Genomic DNA, 19267 nt, shown 5'->3' with positions numbered 1-19267 from the left:
GGTATATTTGCTTTTCCTTTTACCGTTTCACCTGGTAAAAAGCCGCTTTCTACCGTTTTTTTGAGAGGTATTTCTCATTTATTTGATATATCTACCGCGTTGATGCACGGATAACAATCTTTATTGCCGCAAATTAGTTGTTTTTCTCGATAGTTATTCACAAAAAATTAACATGGCAGAGGGGGTTTGAGTCCGCACTGGTTGATATGGCAGGGGGGAAGAAATGCCGCAAAGCGGTGATGAAAACAGGGAGCGAACGCCGGGCTTGTGGCGAACAGGCTCCCGGGGTTTCGCCGCTTACGCCAACGGGGTGGATGTCGGACGCGAAGCGTACAGAAATAGCAATATCGACAGCGTGGAGCAGATAAAGATTGCTGCGACCATTGGCCATGCGCTGGTGAAATCAAGGGCTGACAGTAATGCTCCGGCCAGCGCTCCTACGCCAAAACGCAGGGTGCCGGCAAGCGATGAAGCCGTACCTGCCATATGGGGAAATGCTTCCAGAATCACCGCCATTGCATTGGAGGAAACCATCGAAACACAGCCAATAAATACCGCTACGCCAAATACCAGCGGCAGAAAACCGAGGTTTAACGCACTGACCCCTACCAGCCATATGCCCATGGAAAACTGTATCAGCAGCCCCAGACGGAGCATCAGCACCGGCCCGAAACGGCGCACGCAACGGCTATTCATCAGCGTCATCAGGAACAAAAATACGATATTCAGCGCGAAGTAATAACCAAAATTCTGTGGGGAAATGTGGTTCAACTCAATATAAACAAACGGCCCGCAATTGATAAACGCAAACAGTCCGGCAAAAGAGAAACCGCTCGCCAGCATGTAGCTGAACGCGCGCTGATGACGAAACAGCACGAGAAAATTATACAGAGTGGCACGCAAACTGAATTTTTGCCGCTTATCCTTTGGTAGCGTCTCTTTGATCCGCGTCACCACCAGCAGCGTGGTGATAATCGCCGCTGCGGAGATAATCCAGAAAATGGCATGCCAGCTCCATAACAGCAGCACCCAGCCGCCAAGAATCGGTGCCACCAGCGGGGCTACGGTCATCACCAGCAGCACAAAAGACATCATGCGGGAAAACTCCTCTTTCGAGTAGCTGTCGCGCATCAGGGCGCTGATCACTACGCTGCCTGCCGCTGCCGAAAGACCGTGCAGAAAACGTAAATGCATAAGCTGTTCGATAGTTTGTGCCATGGCACAGGCTGCTGCCGCGATGGCGAAAATCAAAGTACCGATGGCGATCACCGGCTTGCGGCCAAAGCTGTCAGCCAGTGGACCATAAACTATCTGGCCGAGAGAAAAGCCGAGGATATACAGATTAAGCGTCATCTGCACGCTGCCTGCCGACACCGAGAATTCTCGCGCAATCTGCGGCAGGGCCGGCAGATACATATCGATCGATAGCGGCATTAACATCGCCAACAGTCCGAGGATCACCACCAGTCCCGTGGGCGAATTTTTTTCCATAGCCATTGCTACCCCCTGCCTGCCGCTGATTCGTTTTTTAGCGCGCCAGCCCGACACTGGCAATCTCTTCGGCGCTTAACGGACGATATTCGCCCGGCTGCAAATCACTGTCCAGGCGGATGGCACCGATACGTTCACGATGCAGGCCCACCACGCGGTTACCCACGGCGGCAAACATACGTTTAACCTGGTGATAGCGCCCTTCGCTGATAGTCAGACGCACCACATTCGGCTCTATCACTTCCAGCATTGCCGGTTTGGTCAGCGTTTTTTCATTGTGCAGCTGAACGCCGTCTGCAAACTGCTGCGCGTTGTCATCACTGATTGCCGATTCCAGCGTGACCAGATAGGTTTTCTCGCAGTGATGCCGTGGAGAAGTAATACGATGCGACCACTGACCATCGTCGGTCATCAGCACCAGCCCGGTGGTGTCATTATCCAGACGCCCGGCGGCATGCAGCCTGTACGCGCCCGGCTCTTCAAGGAAGTACAATATGGTCGGATGATCCGGATCGTCAGTAGAACAGACATAGCCCACCGGCTTGTTGAGCATAAAGTAGCGCGGCCCTAACTGCTGTTCCAGCACGTTGCCGTCGTATTCCACCGTGCTGTCCGCACTTAATTTATATGCACCTTCGCGAACAACCTCGCCATCGACGGTAACTTTTCTTGCACGTAGCTCACGCGCGGCGATGGCGCGGCTGACTTCCAGCTGCTGGGAGATAAATTTATCAAGTCGCATTAACTCTGCATTGCCTGTTTTGGTTTGAAGTGAAAACTGACGCTAAACGTCTGGTGGTATGGCGCACGGCGCTCATCCTGAATGGAGCGGGTATTATAGCTGCAGAACCCTTGAAGGCCATAGGAGGAACACACTTATCATGCTTTCATGACATAATAAGCTATTGTTGACCCTTTTCGAGTATTCATGTCATTTACTTTACGCCCCTATCAGCAGGAAGCGGTGAATGCCACCATCAGCTACTTTCGCCGCTCCACTCAGCCAGCGGTCATCGTTTTGCCTACCGGTGCCGGAAAAAGTCTGGTGATTGCCGAACTGGCGCGCGTTGCGCGTGGCCGCGTACTGGTACTGGCTCATGTCAAAGAGCTGGTGGCGCAGAACCATGCCAAATACCTCGCGTACGGGCTGGAGGCAGATATCTTCGCCGCCGGACTACAGCGTAAGGAAAGCCAGGCGAAAGTGGTGTTTGGCAGCGTGCAGTCGGTGGCGCGCAACCTTGAGCAGTTCAGCGCGGCGTTTTCATTGCTGATTGTTGATGAATGCCATCGTATCAGTGATTCAGACGACAGCCAGTATCAGCAAACTATTAGCAGGCTACGCCAACATAACCCCGCACTGCGGCTACTTGGGCTGACCGCCACCCCCTACCGACTGGGGAAAGGCTGGATTTATCAGTTCCACTATCACGGCATGGTCAGAGGCGATGAAAAGGCGCTGTTCCGCGACTGCATTTACGAACTGCCGCTGCGCTACATGATTAAACGTGGCTTCCTGGTGCCGCCAGAGCGGCTCGATATGCCGGTGGTACAGTACGATTTCAGCCGGTTACAGGCGCAGCAAAGCGGCCTGTTCAGTGAAGCCGACCTCAATCGCGAGTTGAAACAGCAGCAGCGTATTACCCCGCATATTATCCGGCAAATTGTCGAATTTGCGCAGCAGCGCAAAGGGGTAATGATTTTTGCCGCCACCGTAGAACATGCGCGCGAGATCCTGGATCTGTTACCGGCCAGCAAAGCGCTGATCAGCGCGGCCACCCCTGCCGCCGAGCGTGATGCGCTGATTAACGCTTTCAAGGCACGCAAACTGCTGTATATGGTCAACGTTGCGGTGCTGACCACCGGCTTCGATGCGCCACACGTTGATCTCATCGCCATTTTACGCCCCACTGAATCGGTCAGTCTGTATCAGCAAATTGTCGGGCGCGGGCTGCGCCTCAGTCCGGGAAAAAGCGACTGCCTGATCCTCGACTATGCCGGTAATCCTCACGATCTGTTCACGCCGGAAGTGGGTACGCCGAAGGGCAAGAGCGATAACCAGCCGGTACAGGTATTTTGTCCCGGCTGCGGCTTTGCCAATACCTTCTGGGGGAAAACCACCAGCGATGGCACCGTTATTGAACACTTTGGGCGTCGCTGTCAGGGCGTGCTGGAAGACGATGACGGCCAACGTGAACAATGCGATTACCGTTTTCGTTTCAAAAGCTGCCCGCAATGTGATGGCGAGAATGACATTGCCGCACGCCGCTGTCGCGAGTGTGACGCCATTCTGGTTGACCCGGACGATATGCTGAAAGCAGCGCTGAAGCTGAAGGATGCGCTGGTGCTACGCTGTGCGGCAATGGTGTTGGAAAGCGGCAGTGACGAACACGGCGAATGGCTGAAAGCACGATATTATGACGAGGACGCCAGCGAAGTCAGTGAGCGCTTCCGCTTAAAAACCCCGGCGCAGCGCACCGCATTTGAGCAGCTTTTTTTGCGCCCGCATCAGCGCGCGCCCGGCGTTCCACTCGGCTGGAAGAATGCGGCGGATATCGTGGTACTTCAGCCGCTGCTGCGCCATCCAGACTTTATTGTCGCGCGTAAACAGCGACACTTCTGGTCAGTGCGCGAGAAAGTCTTTGATTACCAGGGGCGTTTCCGCCGGGCAAATGAGCTGCGCTAGCGTTAATGCATTGCCCACTGCGGCAAACATCGTTATAATGCCGCCCGCTTTTGCTCTGTGGAAGCTGAACAAGACTACCTGCTGCTGGGTCGCCTGTAGCAGGAATAAAACCTGAAGAGACTTAAAATGTTCACTATTAATGTTGAAACCCGTAAAGAGCAGGGCAAGGGTGCGAGCCGCCGCCTGCGTACAGCTAACAAATTCCCGGCAATCATCTATGGCGGAAATGAAGCAGCTGTTGCTATCGAACTGGATCACGACTCCGTAATGAACCTGCAATCTAAGCCTGGTTTCTACGAAGAAGTGCTGACTCTGGTTGTAGATGGTAAAGAAACCAAAGTAAAAGTGCAGGCTGTACAGCGTCACCCGTTCAAGCCAAAACTGCACCACATCGACTTCGTTCGCGCTTAATCGCTCGTCCGTCACTGATGTGAATAAAACGCCGCGTAATGCGGCGTTTTTTTTGCGTCATTTTCACGCCCGGCGGCAATGTTTTACTCCGGGCAATCATGCATTCAGCGAGTCAGGCTTCGCCAGATATACATCAATTATTTCGCGCCGGTTCGCCGCTGCAGCTGGTCGCGCAGATTGGGCGGGGTTCCTTTTATGGTTAAGGTATCCGTGACCGGATCCCAGAAGATACGCTCGCCTAACAACATCGCATCGAAGTTAAGCGTCAGACCACCACCACTACCGGAAAATTTAGTCAGCTGGCGCAATGTCGTGCGATCTGCCGGGAAGCTCTCTTCCAGTTCATAGCCCTGCTCCTGAGTGAACGCCTGGAAGGTTTTCTCGCTCAGCGGGGCCAGTTCGTTCGATAAATCCTGCAGTTCAATTTCTTCACCGGCCTGCAGCTGCTCATTGCAGTAGCTGTAAACCTGCTGACGGTAATTCTGCCGCTCATTTTTGTCCAGGCTGGCTTGTGCACAGTAATCGTCCACCGCCTGAAGCAGGCCACGGTTTTGCGCTTTGGTATCCAGACCGACGCTTGCACCAAGGAAATCCATAAAGAAATCGGCGACTTTGCGCCCTACCCGCCCGCGCAGAAAGGTCAGATAGCGCGTTGAGTCAGGATTGGTTTCCCATTCGGTCAGATCGATACGCGCAACGATATCCGCATGGTTAATATCCAGATAATGCGTGCTGCTGATATCCAGCTCTTCGTTAACCCGCATGCTGTTCTGGCTACTCAACACCGCAATCAGCAGATACTCAACCGCCAGATAGCGATAATGACTAAAAAGCACAATGCCGCCTTCGGCGAAAGGATATTTGCCTAACTCATCGCGCAAACGCGCGCTGGCAGCGCGGCTGAAAGCAAGGAAATCGTTTTCACCTTTGCGGCAGCTGCGCAGCGCATCGGCCAGTTCGCTCTCTTCATTGAACAGGCCATAGGCTTTACTTTTGGCGCTGTAAACACGATGTAATTCTTCCATCAACGCCGTGACGGTTGGGTTAGACGGCAACAACGAGTCGCGCAGAACCAGTTCCAGCGTTTGTTCATCGCGCTTAATCATCTGGTGAAGGGCGATCTGATCGATATCCAGACTCATGGTAAACTCTCCTTTAGACACAGGCGCGTATTCAAACACTGTGCGTCTTTACGATCAACTGCAACAACACTGCTCAATTCATTCGGGGTTGATGACGATAAAAAAGCAGAAAAAAACGCGCTCTTACGGTAAGATAGCGCCTTTTAAACTTTAGTAAAACTGACTTCATGGCACAATCATCCCGTTACAGCAACGAACGCGTGGAGAAGATCCTCGCAGAACTGGTTCAGGTGCTGGAGAAAAACCAGACCCCAACCGACCTTTCCCTGATGGTGTTGGGAAATATGGTGACTAACTTACTCAACACCAGCGTGGCTCCGGCTCAACGCCAGGCAATGGCTCGCTCGTTTGCCGATGCCTTGCAGGCCTCGGTACGCAATGACCGCTCCCACTGATGAGATAATACTGACTCCATTATGGTAACCAATCGACAGCGCTACCGTGAAAAAGTGTCCCAGATGATCGGCTGGGGGCACTGGTTCGCCCTGTTTAATATTATCTTTGCTGTTATTTTGGGTAGTCGTTACCTTTTTATTTCCGACTGGCCAGCGTCGCTGGCCGGGCGCATCTATTCCTACAGCAGTTGGATCGGGCACTTTAGTTTCATCGTTTTTGCTGCCTACCTGCTGATTATATTCCCGCTTACCTTTGTAGTGACGTCACAGCGTCTGCTGCGCTTCCTGTCGGCGATCATAGCCACTGCCGGACTGACCCTTATCCTGGTCGACAGCGCGGTATTTGCCCGTTTCCATCTGCACCTCAATCCGGTGGTATGGGAACTGGTGGTTAACCCCGATCAGAGCGAGATGGCACGCGACTGGCAGCTGATGTTTATCAGCGTACCGGTCATTTTTTTGCTGGAAATGCTGTTTGCTACCTGGAGTTGGCAGAAGCTGCGCAGCCTGAACCGCCGCAACTTCGGCAAACCCCTGGCGGGGCTGTTAATCAGCGCCTTCTTTGCCAGCCATCTGATGTATATCTGGGCGGATGCCAATTTCTACCGCCCGATCACCATGCAACGCTCAAATCTGCCGCTCTCCTACCCCATGACTGCCCGACGTTTTCTGGAGAAACACGGGCTACTGGACGCAAAAGAGTATCAGCGACGTCTGGTGCAACAGGGTAGTCCGGAGGCGCTGTCAGTCGCCTATCCGCTCAGTGACATCACCTTCCGCGATAATGCCACGCACAATAATCTGCTGGTGATTACGGTTGATGGCCTCAATCAAGGCTCAATGGCGCAAGCGTTACCCAATTTGACGCGCTTTGCGGATAGTAACGTGCGCTTCAGCCAGCACTTCAGTGCCGGAACCAGTGATGATGCCGGGCTGTTTGGCCTGTTTTACGGTATCTCGCCAGGCTACATGGATGGCGTGCTGTCATCGCGTACCCCCTCGGCGCTGATAAATGCGCTTGGGCAGCGCGGCTACCAGTTTGGAATATTTGCCAGCGACGGTTTTAGTTCTCCACTTTATCGCCAGGCCCTGCTGTCAGATTTCTCACTGCCAACGGTGAAAAATCAGTCTAATGCAGAGACCACCCTTCAGTGGATGCACTGGCTAAACGGGCATAAAAATGAAGCGGCTCCGTGGTTCTCTTATCTTTCGCTGACGACCTCTGCCACCAGCGGTAAGCTGCCACAGTCGAACGAGCACCGCTACCAGCGCGCTGCGGCTGACGTCGACCAGCAGATCCAGAATGTGCTGAACACGCTACAGCAGAAAGGCCTGCTGGCAAACACCGTGGTGGTGATTACCGCACAGCATGGCGTAGTACTGGACGATAATACTCATGATAGTCATCGTGCCATGCTGCAAGTTCCGCTGGTGGTGCACTGGCCAGCTACCCCGGCACAAACGGTGAATAAACTGACCGATCACCAGGACATTATGACCACCCTGATGCAGCGCCTGTTGCATGTGAATACACCGTCTTCTGACTATTCCCAGGGCGAAGACTTGTTTGCAGCTCAACGCCGTCATAACTGGGTAACCAGCAGGAACGCCGGTCAATTGCTGATTACCACGCCGGAAGAGACGCTGTCGCTGGATAATAACGGCAATTATTCCGCATGGGATCTGCAAGGCAACCAGTTGAAGGATCGTAAACCCCAGCTGGCGCTGCTGTTACAGGTATTGACCGACGAGAAACGATTTATCGCTAATTAGCTGTATAAATCTAGAGCGGTCAACGCGTTAGCAGCTTGCATTCATGTTTCATTTGAGTAAGATAGTGGCATCTGTCGGCACGTAGCGCAGCTTGGTAGCGCACCGTCATGGGGTGTCGGGGGTCGGAGGTTCAAATCCTCTCGTGCCGACCAAAATATCCCTTAAAAACCAACCCTTTGCGGTTGGTTTTTTTATGTTTGAGATTTGCCGATGGTAAAATAATGGTAAAACGATGGTAAAACCTCACCTGCTTCATGTTGATATCGCGGTAATGATCACTGGCTCGCCTCCCGCCGGCTTCGCTATTTTTGGCGACATTCAGGCCTATTCCCATCCTGTTCACCTATCCAGCCTGAACAAATCCACAGAAGCTACGATTCATTAGCCCGGGTTATCATGAGCGCATAGATGGTGGCCGGAGGAGACGTTCGGTTGAGGTGGTTGTATCATAGCTTGGTGAGCAATAAGGACACGCAATTACAGCATGCAAAGTGACATACTACATGTAGTTGAAATCATTCGCCGCATACCTGATTGTGCGACTCAGCCATTTCTTTGCCGATGTGATAATGGCGAGCTTTATGTTGTTAAAGGGATGCAATGCGTCCCTAAAAAACAGCTCATCGCCGAGTGGATTTCAGCATTTTTAGCCAAAGAAATGGATCTTTCAATTCCAGAGTTTGGAGTCGTCTATGTTGACCAGGCCTTGACGGAGTTCAAACCAGAGTGGCGCACTGCGCTACAGGAAGGCTATGCGTTCGCAACGAGATACGTGACAGGCGCGGCACCAATAACATTTACACAAGCGCACTCAAACGTTGATGTACAGGATCAAAAGAAGATTTATCTACTTGATAAATGGATAAATAATTCAGACAGATCACTATCACCTCTTGGCGGAAACGTTAACATTATTTTTGATTACCAAAACAATAGATACTATCTAATTGACCACAACCTTGCCTTCGATCATGATGAGCTAGAGGGCGAGTTTGATTACCACGTTTACGGCAATAGACATCGTTCTTGGAAGTTCGACTTGGTAGACCGCCAGCTTTGCGAAGATCAAATTAAGCGGGTTACAGCTCTTCTTCCAGCCGTAGTTAGCTGCATTCCGCAAGACTGGGAACTGGAAGAGATCGTACAGCATACTGAATTTTTAGAATTTATCGAAGAAACACTTAACCGAGCAGAAAACGAAGGATTTTGGAGCAAAATCACATGACTACGCCATGTCTATACAGCATCGTAAGATATGCGCCTTATGCAGAAACTGAAGAGTTCGCAAACATAGGGGTAGTTTTGTGCGCGCCTAAAAAATACGCATTCCACTTTAAACTGACGCAAAGCAATGACGCCAGAATAAGTGCATTTTTCCGAGACGATACAATATTTCCTTATGCAAAAGATGCCGTAGCAAGAGAACTTAGGCTTGCCAAAGAGCAAATTAGAAACTTTTATAGCCCTGAAGGATTAGCTCAATTTTTCAGCTACCTAACGGCAAAAAAAGAGTCTATATTCCATTTTAGCTCTACCCGGGTAGTCTTGACCTCTGACCCTGAGCATGAGTTAGCCTTAATTTATGATAAGTTCATCAACCACGCTGAGTACAGCAAGGAAAGAAGAGAGGACATATTAGCCAAGGAACTTAAGTCAAGATTAAATTCATACTCTGACCTTAAAAATGCTTTCATGAAAGAAACCCTTGGTGGTGATTTAACGAGATTTGCTATGCCGTTTGTTGCCAAAAATGATGATGAAATACTTTGCGCCATAAAGCCGTTATCGTTTGGACAGAAAGAACCCGGGAAGATGATGGAACATTGCGATTCTTGGGTGGCTCGTGTTACAAGGGCGGCAAACGAGAACATACTCAACCTTGCCAACGTACTATTCACCATCGATGGACACAAGAAACCATTGGCAGCAGAAGCAAAAGCCATGGACGAGATTCGAAGAACATTCGACAGGCACCATATATCTCACTTCAAACACGATGATGAACTATCAATAATTTCTTTCGCAAAACAATCTCTATGAGCCCAACCTGACCACCGCGCCGGGAGACTGTAATTAAAATTGTGTCATTGCCTGTTTTTGATATGTTCACTCCAGTAACGGAGACAGGCANATTATGGACGAAAAGAAACTCAAANCCCTTGCGGCTGAACTGGCTAAAGGCCTTAAAACCGAAGCCGATCTNAATGCTTTTTCCCATATGTTGACGAAGCTTACCGTGTAAACAGCGCTCAATGCAGAGCTGACTGAGCACCCCGGACACAAGAAAAATGTCCCAAAATCAGGCTCGAATACCCGTAACGGATACTCGTCAAAAACGTTGCTTTGCGACGATGGCGAGATTGAACTGAGCACACCCCGCGATCGTGAAAACACCTTTGAACCTCNGCTGATAAAGAAAAATCANACGCGTATCACGCAGATGGACAGCCAGATTTTATCTCTGTACGCCAAAGGNATGACGGTAATCCCCCCATTTTTAAACGGAGTGGATAAGTAGAATCAGATCGTGCGTTGTCTATGCTGCATCGGCGTGTGGCCATTCAGCGCCATATTCGGACGTTGGTGATTATAAAACCATTGCCATCGCGTGGCATAGTTCTGCAACTCATCCAGTGAGGTAAACAGGTGCTGCCCCAGCCAGTCATAACGCACTGTCCGGTTATATCGCTCAATACAAGCGTTCTGCTGAGGTTTACCCGGCTGAATAAAATGCAGGGTTATGTTCTGCTGAGCTGCCCATAACATCAGTAGATTGCCGGTATATTCTGGCCCGTTATCGCATCGTATCGCTGCCGGTTTACCTTTCCATTCAATGGGCTGCTCGAGAGTCCTCACCACACGATTTGCAGGCAGAGAAAAATCCACCTCAGTGGCCAGGGCTTCACGATTAAAGTCATCAATAACATTCAGTAAACGGACGGAACGGCCATCCGATAGCCGATCATGCATGAAGCCATCGACCCGCATTCGTTGCTGTTTTCAGGCACAGCCAGCGGTTCAGGTTTATTCCGTTTCAGTCGTTTTTTCGGTTTGATCCGCATGTTCAGCGACAACTCGCAGTCAATCCGGTACAGCCTTTTGTGGTTAAACCGAAAGCCTTTTATGTTACGCAGGGTCAAAAAACACAGGCCGACCCCCCGGTTGCGCTGACTGTCGGTGATGCGGAGCAGTCAGTCAGCAATCGCGTCATTATCTTCACGCAGTTTAGCCTGATAGCGATAGCAACTTTCGCTGACAACAAACAGCCGGCAGGAAAACGTACACTGATATTGCGACGCCTGACAGCATCCTGCGCCATCTGCTTTCGAAGCGATGGCTTCACCACTTTGTCAGGCCTGAATAATCATCACTCAGTGGAGAGACTAATCCCTTTTCTCCCGCCCTGTTGGCGAAAAGGCGTTGCAGGCTCTCGCACTGCTCTTTGCTGTGAAGTTACCACTGCGACCGCGAGAACCAGTGGCTGCACATCTGCCGCCCATTTCACAGCTAAAATTGCCTGTTAAAGGCAGCATTTGTGCATTTCCTTGTTAGCATCCTCAACCGCCATCCCCGCCATAATATGCTGTTTAGTACCAGCTGGCAGCGGCATTCGCTAATGCGCATAAGGCAAGCTAGATGCCTCACCGCAGACCAGCTTCGGCTATCGAGGCAGCGGTGAATGATGCTGACGGTTTCGGTTATATCCTGCTGTTTTCATATGTCTTTTTATCCGTCCCGTGTTTGATGACACACAGATAACTCTTGTTCAATTTCACAGCAAGCGATATTGCATATATTGAAAAAAAAAGCCCCGGCAGGGGCCAGGGCTGTGAATTTTAAGATGGTAAGCTGTTGTCATTGTCACCACTCTTAACACGCTACAACACTTTTTGCGTAACGCCGTGGAATTATTTACTATCGCTGTACAACTGCCTTTTATAACTGAGCACCACAGCCAGCTGATGCCACGCTTTTGCTCAGACTCAAACGGAGAACGGATGCATGGCACGTCAGATTGCCCCAGGTTACTGTGTTGTTGAACGCCCGGGAAACCTTGATTTCCAGGCCAGGGAGCTGTTCAGGGATATCCGCTCCCCTGCCGCCAGCCTGTTTATGACACTCAATGCGGATACCCAGTGGCTGAAGCCCGGTCAGATATTGATTGTTGCCGATCCGCAAACTACAGCACCTGTAACAACACAGATGCTGCACAAACTCAGACAGGCAAAACAAAATACCAATAACGCCCTTATCGGCGTCAGTACAGAGGATGCCGGCTTTCTTCAAAAGCACTACGGCATGATTGCCGGGCTGACCAGCGCCGGTAATCAAATTTTCGGCACTGCAGGAGACGTGGGCGAAAAATACTTTTCATCCNTTGAGCAGACCCTGAAGAAAATCGAAGCCAGCTATCAGAACCAGTACCGCACACAGGGTTCGCTCATCGGTCAACAGTTTTACGCTGAGCGCAATCAGCTACTGAACCAGCTAAAAGAGCTGGTCAACAAGCCGCTGCTCAAATCACTTGCCCGCCATTATGTGAAATTCCGACCCTACGAGGATATGCGCAGGGCGTTAAACCTCTCCAGTCGTTCTATCGTGCATGAATGGTCAACGGCCGGCGTTACGGGTATANCGGGTTATTCAACCTATGTCGGCAATGCCGCAAAAGCCGCACGCTTCCTCAGGTACGGGGGATATATCGGCATCGGATTCGCTTTTGCCGGAACGACTAATGATGTGGCAGATGCCTGCACCAAAGGGCGTGAAGGTGAATGCGGGAAAGTTGCTTTCAAGGAATACGGAAAGTTTGCCATTAGTACCGCCGGGGGGATGGCAGGTGGAGTATATGGTGGTGCAGCTATGATGGGTGTCTGTACAGGCGTAGGGATCGTCACCGTCGGAGTAGGAGGTGTTGCGTGTGCAGCCGTTGGTTCTATAGCTGGTGGGTATATCGGAAGCACAGGTGCAGAGGCAATAATCAACAAAGTAATAGAATATTATGATAACTAACAAAATATTAGCTCATGCAGCGTTATTTTTTGGACTGGCAGGCAGTGGCCTCATATTCATCTCATTTTTAATCTATGCAGTAAAAAGGCAAGATTATTATAAGCTAGTCTCATCCTTTGCGAAAAAATATACATTCCCAGCTCCATGTTCTTTCTATCATATGGTCGGTTTCTTTGGTGCCTTTCCGGTGATTCGATTCTTTATAAAATTAAGCCAGAGAAAGAAAGTGTTTTTTATGGATCGCAACGATCCAGCATATTCTTTCTTTGATGATAATCAAATCCAAATACATACATGGATGAGGTTCTTTTCTTTCCTGTGGCTGGCGGCAACGGCGTGTCTTATCTTATTCGCTTTTTTTGGCCTGCTTTTGCCTTGATTACAACAGTGGCTCATATTGGAGCCACTTTTTTAAGTAAAGTTACTCCATCTCAAGCCTGACATCCAGCATCGCCAGGCGGCCCTCAATAAACTCTTCCGCCATCTGAAACTTTATGCGGATCATGCCCTCCGACAGCTTCAACTTGCGCCCCAGCGCGCGTTTTGAGATATCTTTGTATAATGATCCACCAGCAAAGCATACTCATGCGGGCGTTTCTGCTTTAGTCTGCCCACGCAACCATCAATAATCAGCGCATCATTCTCGGTGCAACTTATACCCACAGAGTTTTCAGGCAACAGCCCTTTAAATCCGGCAGCAATGGCAGAATAGCCCACATCATGTTCAATCCGGTGTTTTGACCAGTTGNCCCAGCGCGCCAGTATCAGCTAAATATCACGCATTCTTGTCTCCGCTATTTTTGTTGCCGTNGAAATTTTTGCGTAACGCCGTGGAATTATTTACTATCGCTCTGCAACTGCCTTTTATAACTGAGCACCACAGCCAGCTGATGCCACGCTTTTGCTCAGACTCAAACGGAGAACGGATGCATGGCACGTCAGATTGCCCCAGGTTACTGTGTTGTTGAACGCCCGGGAAACCTTGATTTCCAGGCCAGGGAGCTGTTCAGGGATATCCGCTCCCCTGCCGCCAGCCTGTTTATGACACTCAATGCGGATACCCAGTGGCTGAAGCCCGGTCAGATATTGATTGTTGCCGATCCGCAAACTACAGCACCTGTCACTACGCAGATGCTGCACAAACTCAGACAGGCAAAACAAAATACCAATAACGCCCTTATCGGCGTCAGTACAGAGGATGCCGGCTTTCTTCAAAAGCACTACGGCATGATTGCCGGGCTGACCAGCGCCGGTAATCAAATTTTCGGCACTGCAGGAGACGTGGGCGAAAAATACTTTTCATCCNTTGAGCAGACCCTGAAGAAAATCGAAGCCAGCTATCAGAACCAGTACCGCACACAGGGTTCGCTCATCGGTCAACAGTTTTACGCTGAGCGCAATCAGCTACTGAACCAGCTAAAAGAGCTGGTCAACAAGCCGCTGCTCAAATCACTTGCCCGCCATTATGTGAAATTCCGACCCTACGAGGATATGCGCAGGGCGTTAAACCTCTCCAGTCGTTCTATCGTGCATGAATGGTCAACGGCCGGCGTTACGGGTATANCGGGTTATTCAACCTATGTCGGCAATGCCGCAAAAGCCGCACGCTTCCTCAGGTACGGGGGATATATCGGCATCGGATTCGCTTTTGCCGGAACGACTAATGATGTGGCAGATGCCTGCACCAAAGGGCGTGAAGGTGAATGCGGGAAGATAGCTATTAAAGAATATACTAAATTCACAACCGGTACTGTTACCGGGATAGCTGGAGGTGCTCTGGGTGCATCTGCTGGTATGGGCATTTGCGTTGCGGTAGGCATAGTAACCGCTGGTGCCGGAGGTGTTGCTTGCGCCGCTGTGGGTTCATTAGTCGGTGGAACTATTGCCAGTTCTGCAAACGATTATATTATTGAGACATGGTTAAAATAGCATGAAAAGTATTATTTATTACACCGGCCTTGCATTTGCTATCGTTCCTTTCTTCATTCTTGTTATACAGTTCATTATTTTTTCTATCAATACCAAAAAATATAACACTTTGTTATCCATGTACCACAGTAAAGAATTTAAACTCCCTCCCCTGTATCAATTTTACGGTTCAATGGGTTTTTTTGGTTCTTTTGGAATGGCATACTTTTTTTCAAGAATTAAAAAAGGAAAAAAAATAAATCTTTCAACCCAAAGAACACCTTGATATTTCCAACTTCCTGAGACGTATTGACGTGAACCTCACAAAGTGGATCGATACTTATTATTGCATGTCAATTGCAGCAATGATTTTGTACATGGTTTTTGTTGTAATGACCCTGATAAAAATGGTTGTTACGTAACGTTAAAAGCCCACAAAGTGGGCCATTCCTTCTTTCATTAATTTAACTGTCCATCTCCAAATCAACATCCAGCATCGCCAGGCAACCCTCAATAAACCCTTCCGTCATCTGAAACTTTATGCGGATCATGCCCTCCGACAGCTTCAACTTGCGCCCCAGCGCGCGTTTTGAGATATCTATGATATAGTGATCCACCAGCAAAGCATACTCATGCGGGCGTTTCTGCTTTAGTCTGCCCACGCAACCATCAATAATCAGCGCATCATTCTCGGTGCAACTTATACCCACAGAGTTTTCAGGCAACAGCCCTTTAAATCCGGCAGCAATGGCAGAATAGCCCACATCATGTTCAATCCGGTGTTTTGACCAGTTGNCCCAGCGCGCCAGTATCAGCTAAATATCACGCATTCTTGTCTCCGCTATTTTTGTTGCCGTNGAAATTTTTGCGTAACGCCGTGGAATTATTTACTATCGCTCTGCAACTGCCTTTTATAACTGAGCACCACAGCCAGCTGATGCCACGCTTTTGCTCAGACTCAAACGGAGAACGGATGCATGGCACGTCAGATTGCCCCAGGTTACTGTGTTGTGGAACGCCCCGGGAACCTTGATTTCCAGGCACGGGAGCTGTTCAGGGATATCCGNTCCCCTGCCGCCAGCCTGTTTATGACACTCAATGCGGATACCCAGTGGCTGAAGCCGGGTCAGCTATTGATAGTTGCCGATCCGGATACCACGGCACCGGTGACAACGCAGATGCTGCACAANCTCAGACAGGCAAAACAAAATACCAATAACGCCCTTATCGGCGTCAGTACAGAGGATGCCGGCTTTCTTCAAAAGCACTACGGCATGATTGCCGGGCTGACCAGCGCCGGTGATAAAATATTCGGCACCGCAGGAGACGTGGGCGAAAAATACTTTTCTGCCATTGAGCAGACCCTGAAGAAAATCGAAGCCAGCTATCAGAACCAGTACCGCACACAGGGCACGCTCATCGGTCAACAGTTTTACGCTGAGCGCAATCAGCTACTGAACCAGCTAAAAGAGCTGGTCAACAAGCCGCTGCTCAAATCCCTTGCCCGCCATTCCGTGAAATTCAGACCCTACGAAGATATGCGCAGGGCGTTAAANCTCTCCAGTCGTTCTATCGTGCATGAATGGTCAACGGCAGGTGTGACTGGAATACCGGGTTATTCCACCTATGTTGGCAACGCTGCAAAAGCCGCGCGCTTCCTCAAGTACGGGGGGTATATTGGCATTGCTTTCTCTTTTGCTGGTACAAGTAACGAAGTTGCCAATAGCTGTTCCACGGGACGGGAAAGCGAATGCGGGAAGATTGCTTTCCAGGAATACTCAAAGTTTGCTTTGAGTACGGGTGGAGGCATAGCTGGTGGTGCCTGGGGCAGTAGCGCTATGATAGGGGTTTGTGCTGCAGTCGGTGTTGCTACAGTAGGAGTTGGCGGCGTAGCATGCGCGGCAGTCGGATCTGTCGCCGGAGGTTACGCTGGTAGTGTGGCTGGCGAGAAACTGGTCAACATGTTTTTGGAGTCAACCGGTGATTGAACATATACTAGCAAAAGCAGGATTATTCTTTGGGCTATTCGCCAGCACGCTTATTTTTGTATCATTTTTTCTCTACCTGGCTAATAAAAGTAGTTATGAAAATTTAGTCTCTCTTTTCAAGGAAAAATATACATTCCCTGCTCCAAGCTCATTTAACCATATGGTTGGTTTTTTTGGTGTTTTCCCCGTTAGCAGATTTTTTATCAAATTGAGTAAGAAAAAGAAGATTTTCTTACTCCAGCAGAACGACCCTGCTTATAATTTTTTTGAAGAGAATGATTTAAAAATTCAACCGTGGATGAGATATTTATCTGCCATGTGGATGACTGCAACTGCGTTTTACCTGATTTCTGTATTAGCTGCCGTTATCTTATCTGTGGTCCGGTAAGCAAAAATTATCAATTTAGCAAAACTGCCCACATCGCTGTGGGCAGATTTGTCAAATTCCCGCATCCATCTCCAGCTCAACATCCAGCATCGCCAGGCGGCCCTCAATAAACTCTTCCGCATGACAAAAAAGTCTATTCCCAATGCAGGGTTATCTTGAATAAGTACGCTCATGCGTTCAGGAGGTAAAACAAGAATATAATTTTTATCATTACTTATTTTTATTCTGGATAATTTTGGTACAAGATAGTCAGAATCGAATTCGTTTATGAAGTCATGGTATGCTTCTGATAACAATCATATGGTTGGCATAATTATCACGATAACTTTGTAGCAATTAAGATAAATATTTTCCCTCATGATTTTTGTGTTATCGAAAGAGGTGGAGTGCTTATTATTAAACGCCTTTTTTAAAATGAATTGAATATTTCATTTTGAGATTTTGTCAAGGTAGTTTCTGATTTTGAGCTTGTATAAAAAACCCATCAAAAATTATACCCTGCGGAGATACATCCGAATTATAGTTTATTTAATTATTTGAGAGCATATCATCATATATAAATATCCGTGATTTCACGATCCAATCGCGAAGTAATTGCTGAATAATTCTATCCTTAATTTTTTATTCGCTATGTAGCAGATTAGCTTCACACACCAATTATATTCCCGAATTCAACCCAGTAAGCATCTGCTTGTTTATAACCCCAAGGACCTTTATTGTCTGAGTTGTGATAAAACAAGTAATAAGTAGGGGCAGCGCCATATTGCGTAACTACCCGTGCTAACGCGCTTCTTTCATATTATTCCGGACTATTCCCATCCCCGGCACTGAAAAGAGTGTTACTGACATTGTTATATTCCTCCATCCGTGAAATCCAGAGGGTTTATATTGAACTAAGGTGACATTTACTATCGGTCTGCTATGCTCAATCCAGCTTGCATAAGCAGTCATCGCTCATTTTATCAACCAGATCATCCTGCCAAACCTGGACTGTTACTATTAAGATTAATCTGTCAAATGCAACCACGACACTTTGTTGGCTTTCTCAATATGGAATCATTCCAATGACCGTTATCAGTGCCCGTAACCTCAAAGATGCGCAAGAACTGCTTTATTCAGCTATTTATAAAGTCGCGCTGGCCTGTGATATCGGCTGCGACGAGTTCTTGCGCCTTGCCAGAAAAGGGGGCCAGCGTGGTGCAACTATCTCTAAAGCCGACCGATATTTTGGGGTATCGTTGAAGGGTTTCACCATCGCACCCAATGAATGAAATCAAGAGTTTATTTTGATCTCTGCCCGCTAACCTGCTTAACTGTTTCGTCTTTTCATTACGGGTAAGTCGCTATGCCCCTCCCGATTATTCCCCTGCTGCCGCCGTTTATCACTCGCGCCTCACTGCAACCGCTCGACGGCTACCCGTCCGTTCAGCAGCTTGATGTGCGTTTTGATGCCGACCATTTCACGCCATCCCTGTTCAGCACACTTGAGATCCCCATGCCTGTACATCTGAACCGCGCGGTCAGCAAGCGTCGTGCGGAATATCTGGTCAGCCGCTACGGCCTGCAGCAGGCGCTGGCCAGCTTTGGCGTTGAACGCTTTGTGCTGGGTAATGCTGCGGATCGCGCACCAGTCTGGCCACAGGGAATAACCGGCTCGCTGTCACACACCCAGCAGCAGGTATGCGCTTTGCTGACGCGCGATCGCAATCTGCTGCTGGGAATTGACTGTGAGCAAATAATGACGCTTTCAGTCGGCAAAGAAACGCAAAGTATGCTGATTAATCAGCAAGAAAGAGAACGGCTTGAGCAATGCTCAATGCCGTTTAATACCGCGCTGACGGTGGTTTTTTCCTTAAAAGAGAGTTTGTACAAGGCGCTCTATCCGCACCTGAAGCAGTTTATGGATTTCAGTGCGGCTGAAGTGGTGGAGTGCCATCCCGATATGCGGCAGGTTGGCCTGCGTTTAACGCAGACGTTTTCCGCAGAAATGGTGACTGGTAGGGTGTTCACAGGTCATGCCGTGCTGCAATCCGATCGGGTTTTGACATGGATTGTCGAACCGCAGCCGCGCTGAA

18 protein-coding genes, 1 tRNA gene and 3 pseudogenes are annotated in these 19267 nt (G+C 49.3%); 16 read left to right on the top strand and 6 right to left on the bottom strand.

All coding sequences use genetic code 11. The annotated features are described in order from the left end of the window. Positions 1–297: 297 nt before the first annotated feature. Both EPYR_RS06740 and rsuA read right to left on the bottom strand, forming a co-directional pair. Positions 298–1497, bottom strand: a complete 1200-nt coding sequence (locus EPYR_RS06740) for a Bcr/CflA family multidrug efflux MFS transporter (protein WP_012667649.1) — start codon at positions 1495–1497, stop codon at positions 298–300. A 31-nt stretch (positions 1498–1528) separates the two neighbouring features. Continuing rightward, the gene (rsuA, locus tag EPYR_RS06735; protein ID WP_012667648.1) at positions 1529–2233 is read right to left on the bottom strand and encodes a 16S rRNA pseudouridine(516) synthase RsuA; all 705 of its coding nucleotides are present in this window, start codon (positions 2231–2233) and stop codon (positions 1529–1531) included. A 186-nt stretch (positions 2234–2419) separates the two neighbouring features. Here rsuA and EPYR_RS06730 point away from each other — a divergent pair, with 186 nt between their 5' ends. Together EPYR_RS06730 and rplY are read left to right on the top strand one after the other, a co-directional pair. Further along, on the top strand, positions 2420–4174 hold the full coding sequence (locus tag EPYR_RS06730) for a DEAD/DEAH box helicase (protein ID WP_012667647.1): 1755 nt from the start codon (positions 2420–2422) through the stop codon (positions 4172–4174). A gap of 126 nt (positions 4175–4300) precedes the next feature. Next, complete coding sequence (gene rplY / locus EPYR_RS06725; RefSeq protein WP_004170278.1) at positions 4301–4585, top strand: 50S ribosomal protein L25; 285 nt, start codon at positions 4301–4303, stop codon at positions 4583–4585. Between the two features lie 137 nt (positions 4586–4722). Here the strand turns inward: rplY and yejK are convergent, their stop codons facing one another. Next, a complete protein-coding gene (gene yejK / locus EPYR_RS06720; RefSeq protein ID WP_012667646.1) occupies positions 4723–5727 on the bottom strand; it encodes a nucleoid-associated protein YejK in 1005 nt (334 codons plus the stop codon). A 167-nt stretch (positions 5728–5894) separates the two neighbouring features. Here yejK and EPYR_RS06715 point away from each other — a divergent pair, with 167 nt between their 5' ends. From EPYR_RS06715 to EPYR_RS19960, 6 genes and pseudogenes are all read left to right on the top strand, one after another. Then, positions 5895–6122 carry a YejL family protein gene (locus EPYR_RS06715; RefSeq protein WP_012667645.1) on the top strand — a complete coding sequence of 76 codons (228 nt, stop codon included), beginning with the start codon at positions 5895–5897 and terminating at the stop codon, positions 6120–6122. A 21-nt stretch (positions 6123–6143) separates the two neighbouring features. Beyond that, positions 6144–7895, top strand: coding sequence for an LPS biosynthesis-modulating metalloenzyme YejM (gene yejM / locus EPYR_RS06710; RefSeq protein ID WP_012667644.1), 1752 nt, complete (start codon positions 6144–6146; stop codon positions 7893–7895). A 75-nt stretch (positions 7896–7970) separates the two neighbouring features. After that, positions 7971–8047: transfer RNA gene (locus EPYR_RS06705), tRNA-Pro, on the top strand. Between the two features lie 332 nt (positions 8048–8379). Further along, a complete protein-coding gene (locus EPYR_RS06700; RefSeq protein ID WP_012667643.1) occupies positions 8380–9120 on the top strand; it encodes a HipA family kinase in 741 nt (246 codons plus the stop codon). Further along, the gene (locus tag EPYR_RS06695) at positions 9117–9935 is read left to right on the top strand and encodes a DUF3037 domain-containing protein (RefSeq protein WP_012667642.1); all 819 of its coding nucleotides are present in this window, start codon (positions 9117–9119) and stop codon (positions 9933–9935) included. Before EPYR_RS06700 ends, EPYR_RS06695 begins: the two co-directional genes overlap by 4 nt. A 94-nt stretch (positions 9936–10029) precedes the next feature. Further along, positions 10030–10377, top strand: a pseudogene (locus EPYR_RS19960) (transposase); the annotation flags it as partial. A 38-nt stretch (positions 10378–10415) separates the two neighbouring features. Here EPYR_RS19960 and EPYR_RS06680 read toward each other — a convergent pair. Continuing rightward, positions 10416–11244, bottom strand: a pseudogene (locus EPYR_RS06680) (IS3 family transposase); the annotation flags it as partial. 653 nt (positions 11245–11897) lie between these two features. Here EPYR_RS06680 and EPYR_RS06675 point away from each other — a divergent pair. Together EPYR_RS06675 and EPYR_RS06670 are read left to right on the top strand one after the other, a co-directional pair. Next, positions 11898–12908, top strand: a complete 1011-nt coding sequence (locus EPYR_RS06675; RefSeq protein ID WP_014538765.1) for a hypothetical protein — start codon at positions 11898–11900, stop codon at positions 12906–12908. Next, positions 12898–13287, top strand: coding sequence for a hypothetical protein (locus tag EPYR_RS06670; protein WP_012667638.1), 390 nt, complete (start codon positions 12898–12900; stop codon positions 13285–13287). The genes EPYR_RS06675 and EPYR_RS06670 overlap by 11 nt, the downstream gene beginning before the upstream one ends. 42 nt (positions 13288–13329) lie before the next feature. On the opposite strand, the pseudogene EPYR_RS06665 reads toward EPYR_RS06670, so the two are convergent. Next, positions 13330–13676 (bottom strand): annotated as a pseudogene (locus EPYR_RS06665) (antiterminator Q family protein). 162 nt (positions 13677–13838) lie between these two features. Here EPYR_RS06665 and EPYR_RS06660 point away from each other — a divergent pair. Together EPYR_RS06660 and EPYR_RS06655 are read left to right on the top strand one after the other, a co-directional pair. Further along, positions 13839–14837: a hypothetical protein gene (locus tag EPYR_RS06660; RefSeq protein ID WP_014538763.1), complete on the top strand. Its 999-nt coding sequence runs from the start codon at positions 13839–13841 to the stop codon at positions 14835–14837. Between the two features lies 1 nt (position 14838). After that, positions 14839–15102 carry a hypothetical protein gene (locus EPYR_RS06655; RefSeq protein ID WP_014538762.1) on the top strand — a complete coding sequence of 88 codons (264 nt, stop codon included), beginning with the start codon at positions 14839–14841 and terminating at the stop codon, positions 15100–15102. A 178-nt stretch (positions 15103–15280) separates the two neighbouring features. Here the strand turns inward: EPYR_RS06655 and EPYR_RS06650 are convergent, their stop codons facing one another. Further along, complete coding sequence (locus EPYR_RS06650) at positions 15281–15631, bottom strand: antiterminator Q family protein (protein ID WP_269446372.1); 351 nt, start codon at positions 15629–15631, stop codon at positions 15281–15283. Positions 15632–15793: 162 nt separating this feature from the next. On the opposite strand from EPYR_RS06650, the gene EPYR_RS06645 reads away from it, so the two are divergent. The 4 genes from EPYR_RS06645 (at position 15794) to EPYR_RS06630 (ending at position 19266) form a co-directional block, all read left to right on the top strand. After that, complete coding sequence (locus EPYR_RS06645; RefSeq protein WP_014538761.1) at positions 15794–16804, top strand: hypothetical protein; 1011 nt, start codon at positions 15794–15796, stop codon at positions 16802–16804. After that, positions 16797–17192, top strand: a complete 396-nt coding sequence (locus EPYR_RS06640; RefSeq protein ID WP_012667632.1) for a hypothetical protein — start codon at positions 16797–16799, stop codon at positions 17190–17192. The genes EPYR_RS06645 and EPYR_RS06640 overlap by 8 nt, the downstream gene beginning before the upstream one ends. A 1064-nt stretch (positions 17193–18256) precedes the next feature. Next, a complete protein-coding gene (locus EPYR_RS06635) occupies positions 18257–18463 on the top strand; it encodes a hypothetical protein (RefSeq protein WP_012667631.1) in 207 nt (68 codons plus the stop codon). Between the two features lie 74 nt (positions 18464–18537). Continuing rightward, positions 18538–19266 (top strand): 4'-phosphopantetheinyl transferase family protein, encoded by a 729-nt coding sequence (locus EPYR_RS06630; protein WP_012667630.1) that lies wholly within the window; start codon positions 18538–18540, stop codon positions 19264–19266. The last annotated feature ends 1 nt before the right edge of the window (position 19267 follow it).

The organism is Erwinia pyrifoliae DSM 12163 (genome assembly GCF_000026985.1).
Lineage (GTDB): Bacteria > Pseudomonadota > Gammaproteobacteria > Enterobacterales > Enterobacteriaceae > Erwinia > Erwinia pyrifoliae.
The sequence above is the reverse complement of the archived record's forward strand: the minus strand, read 5'-3'. Positions and strand labels throughout refer to the sequence as shown.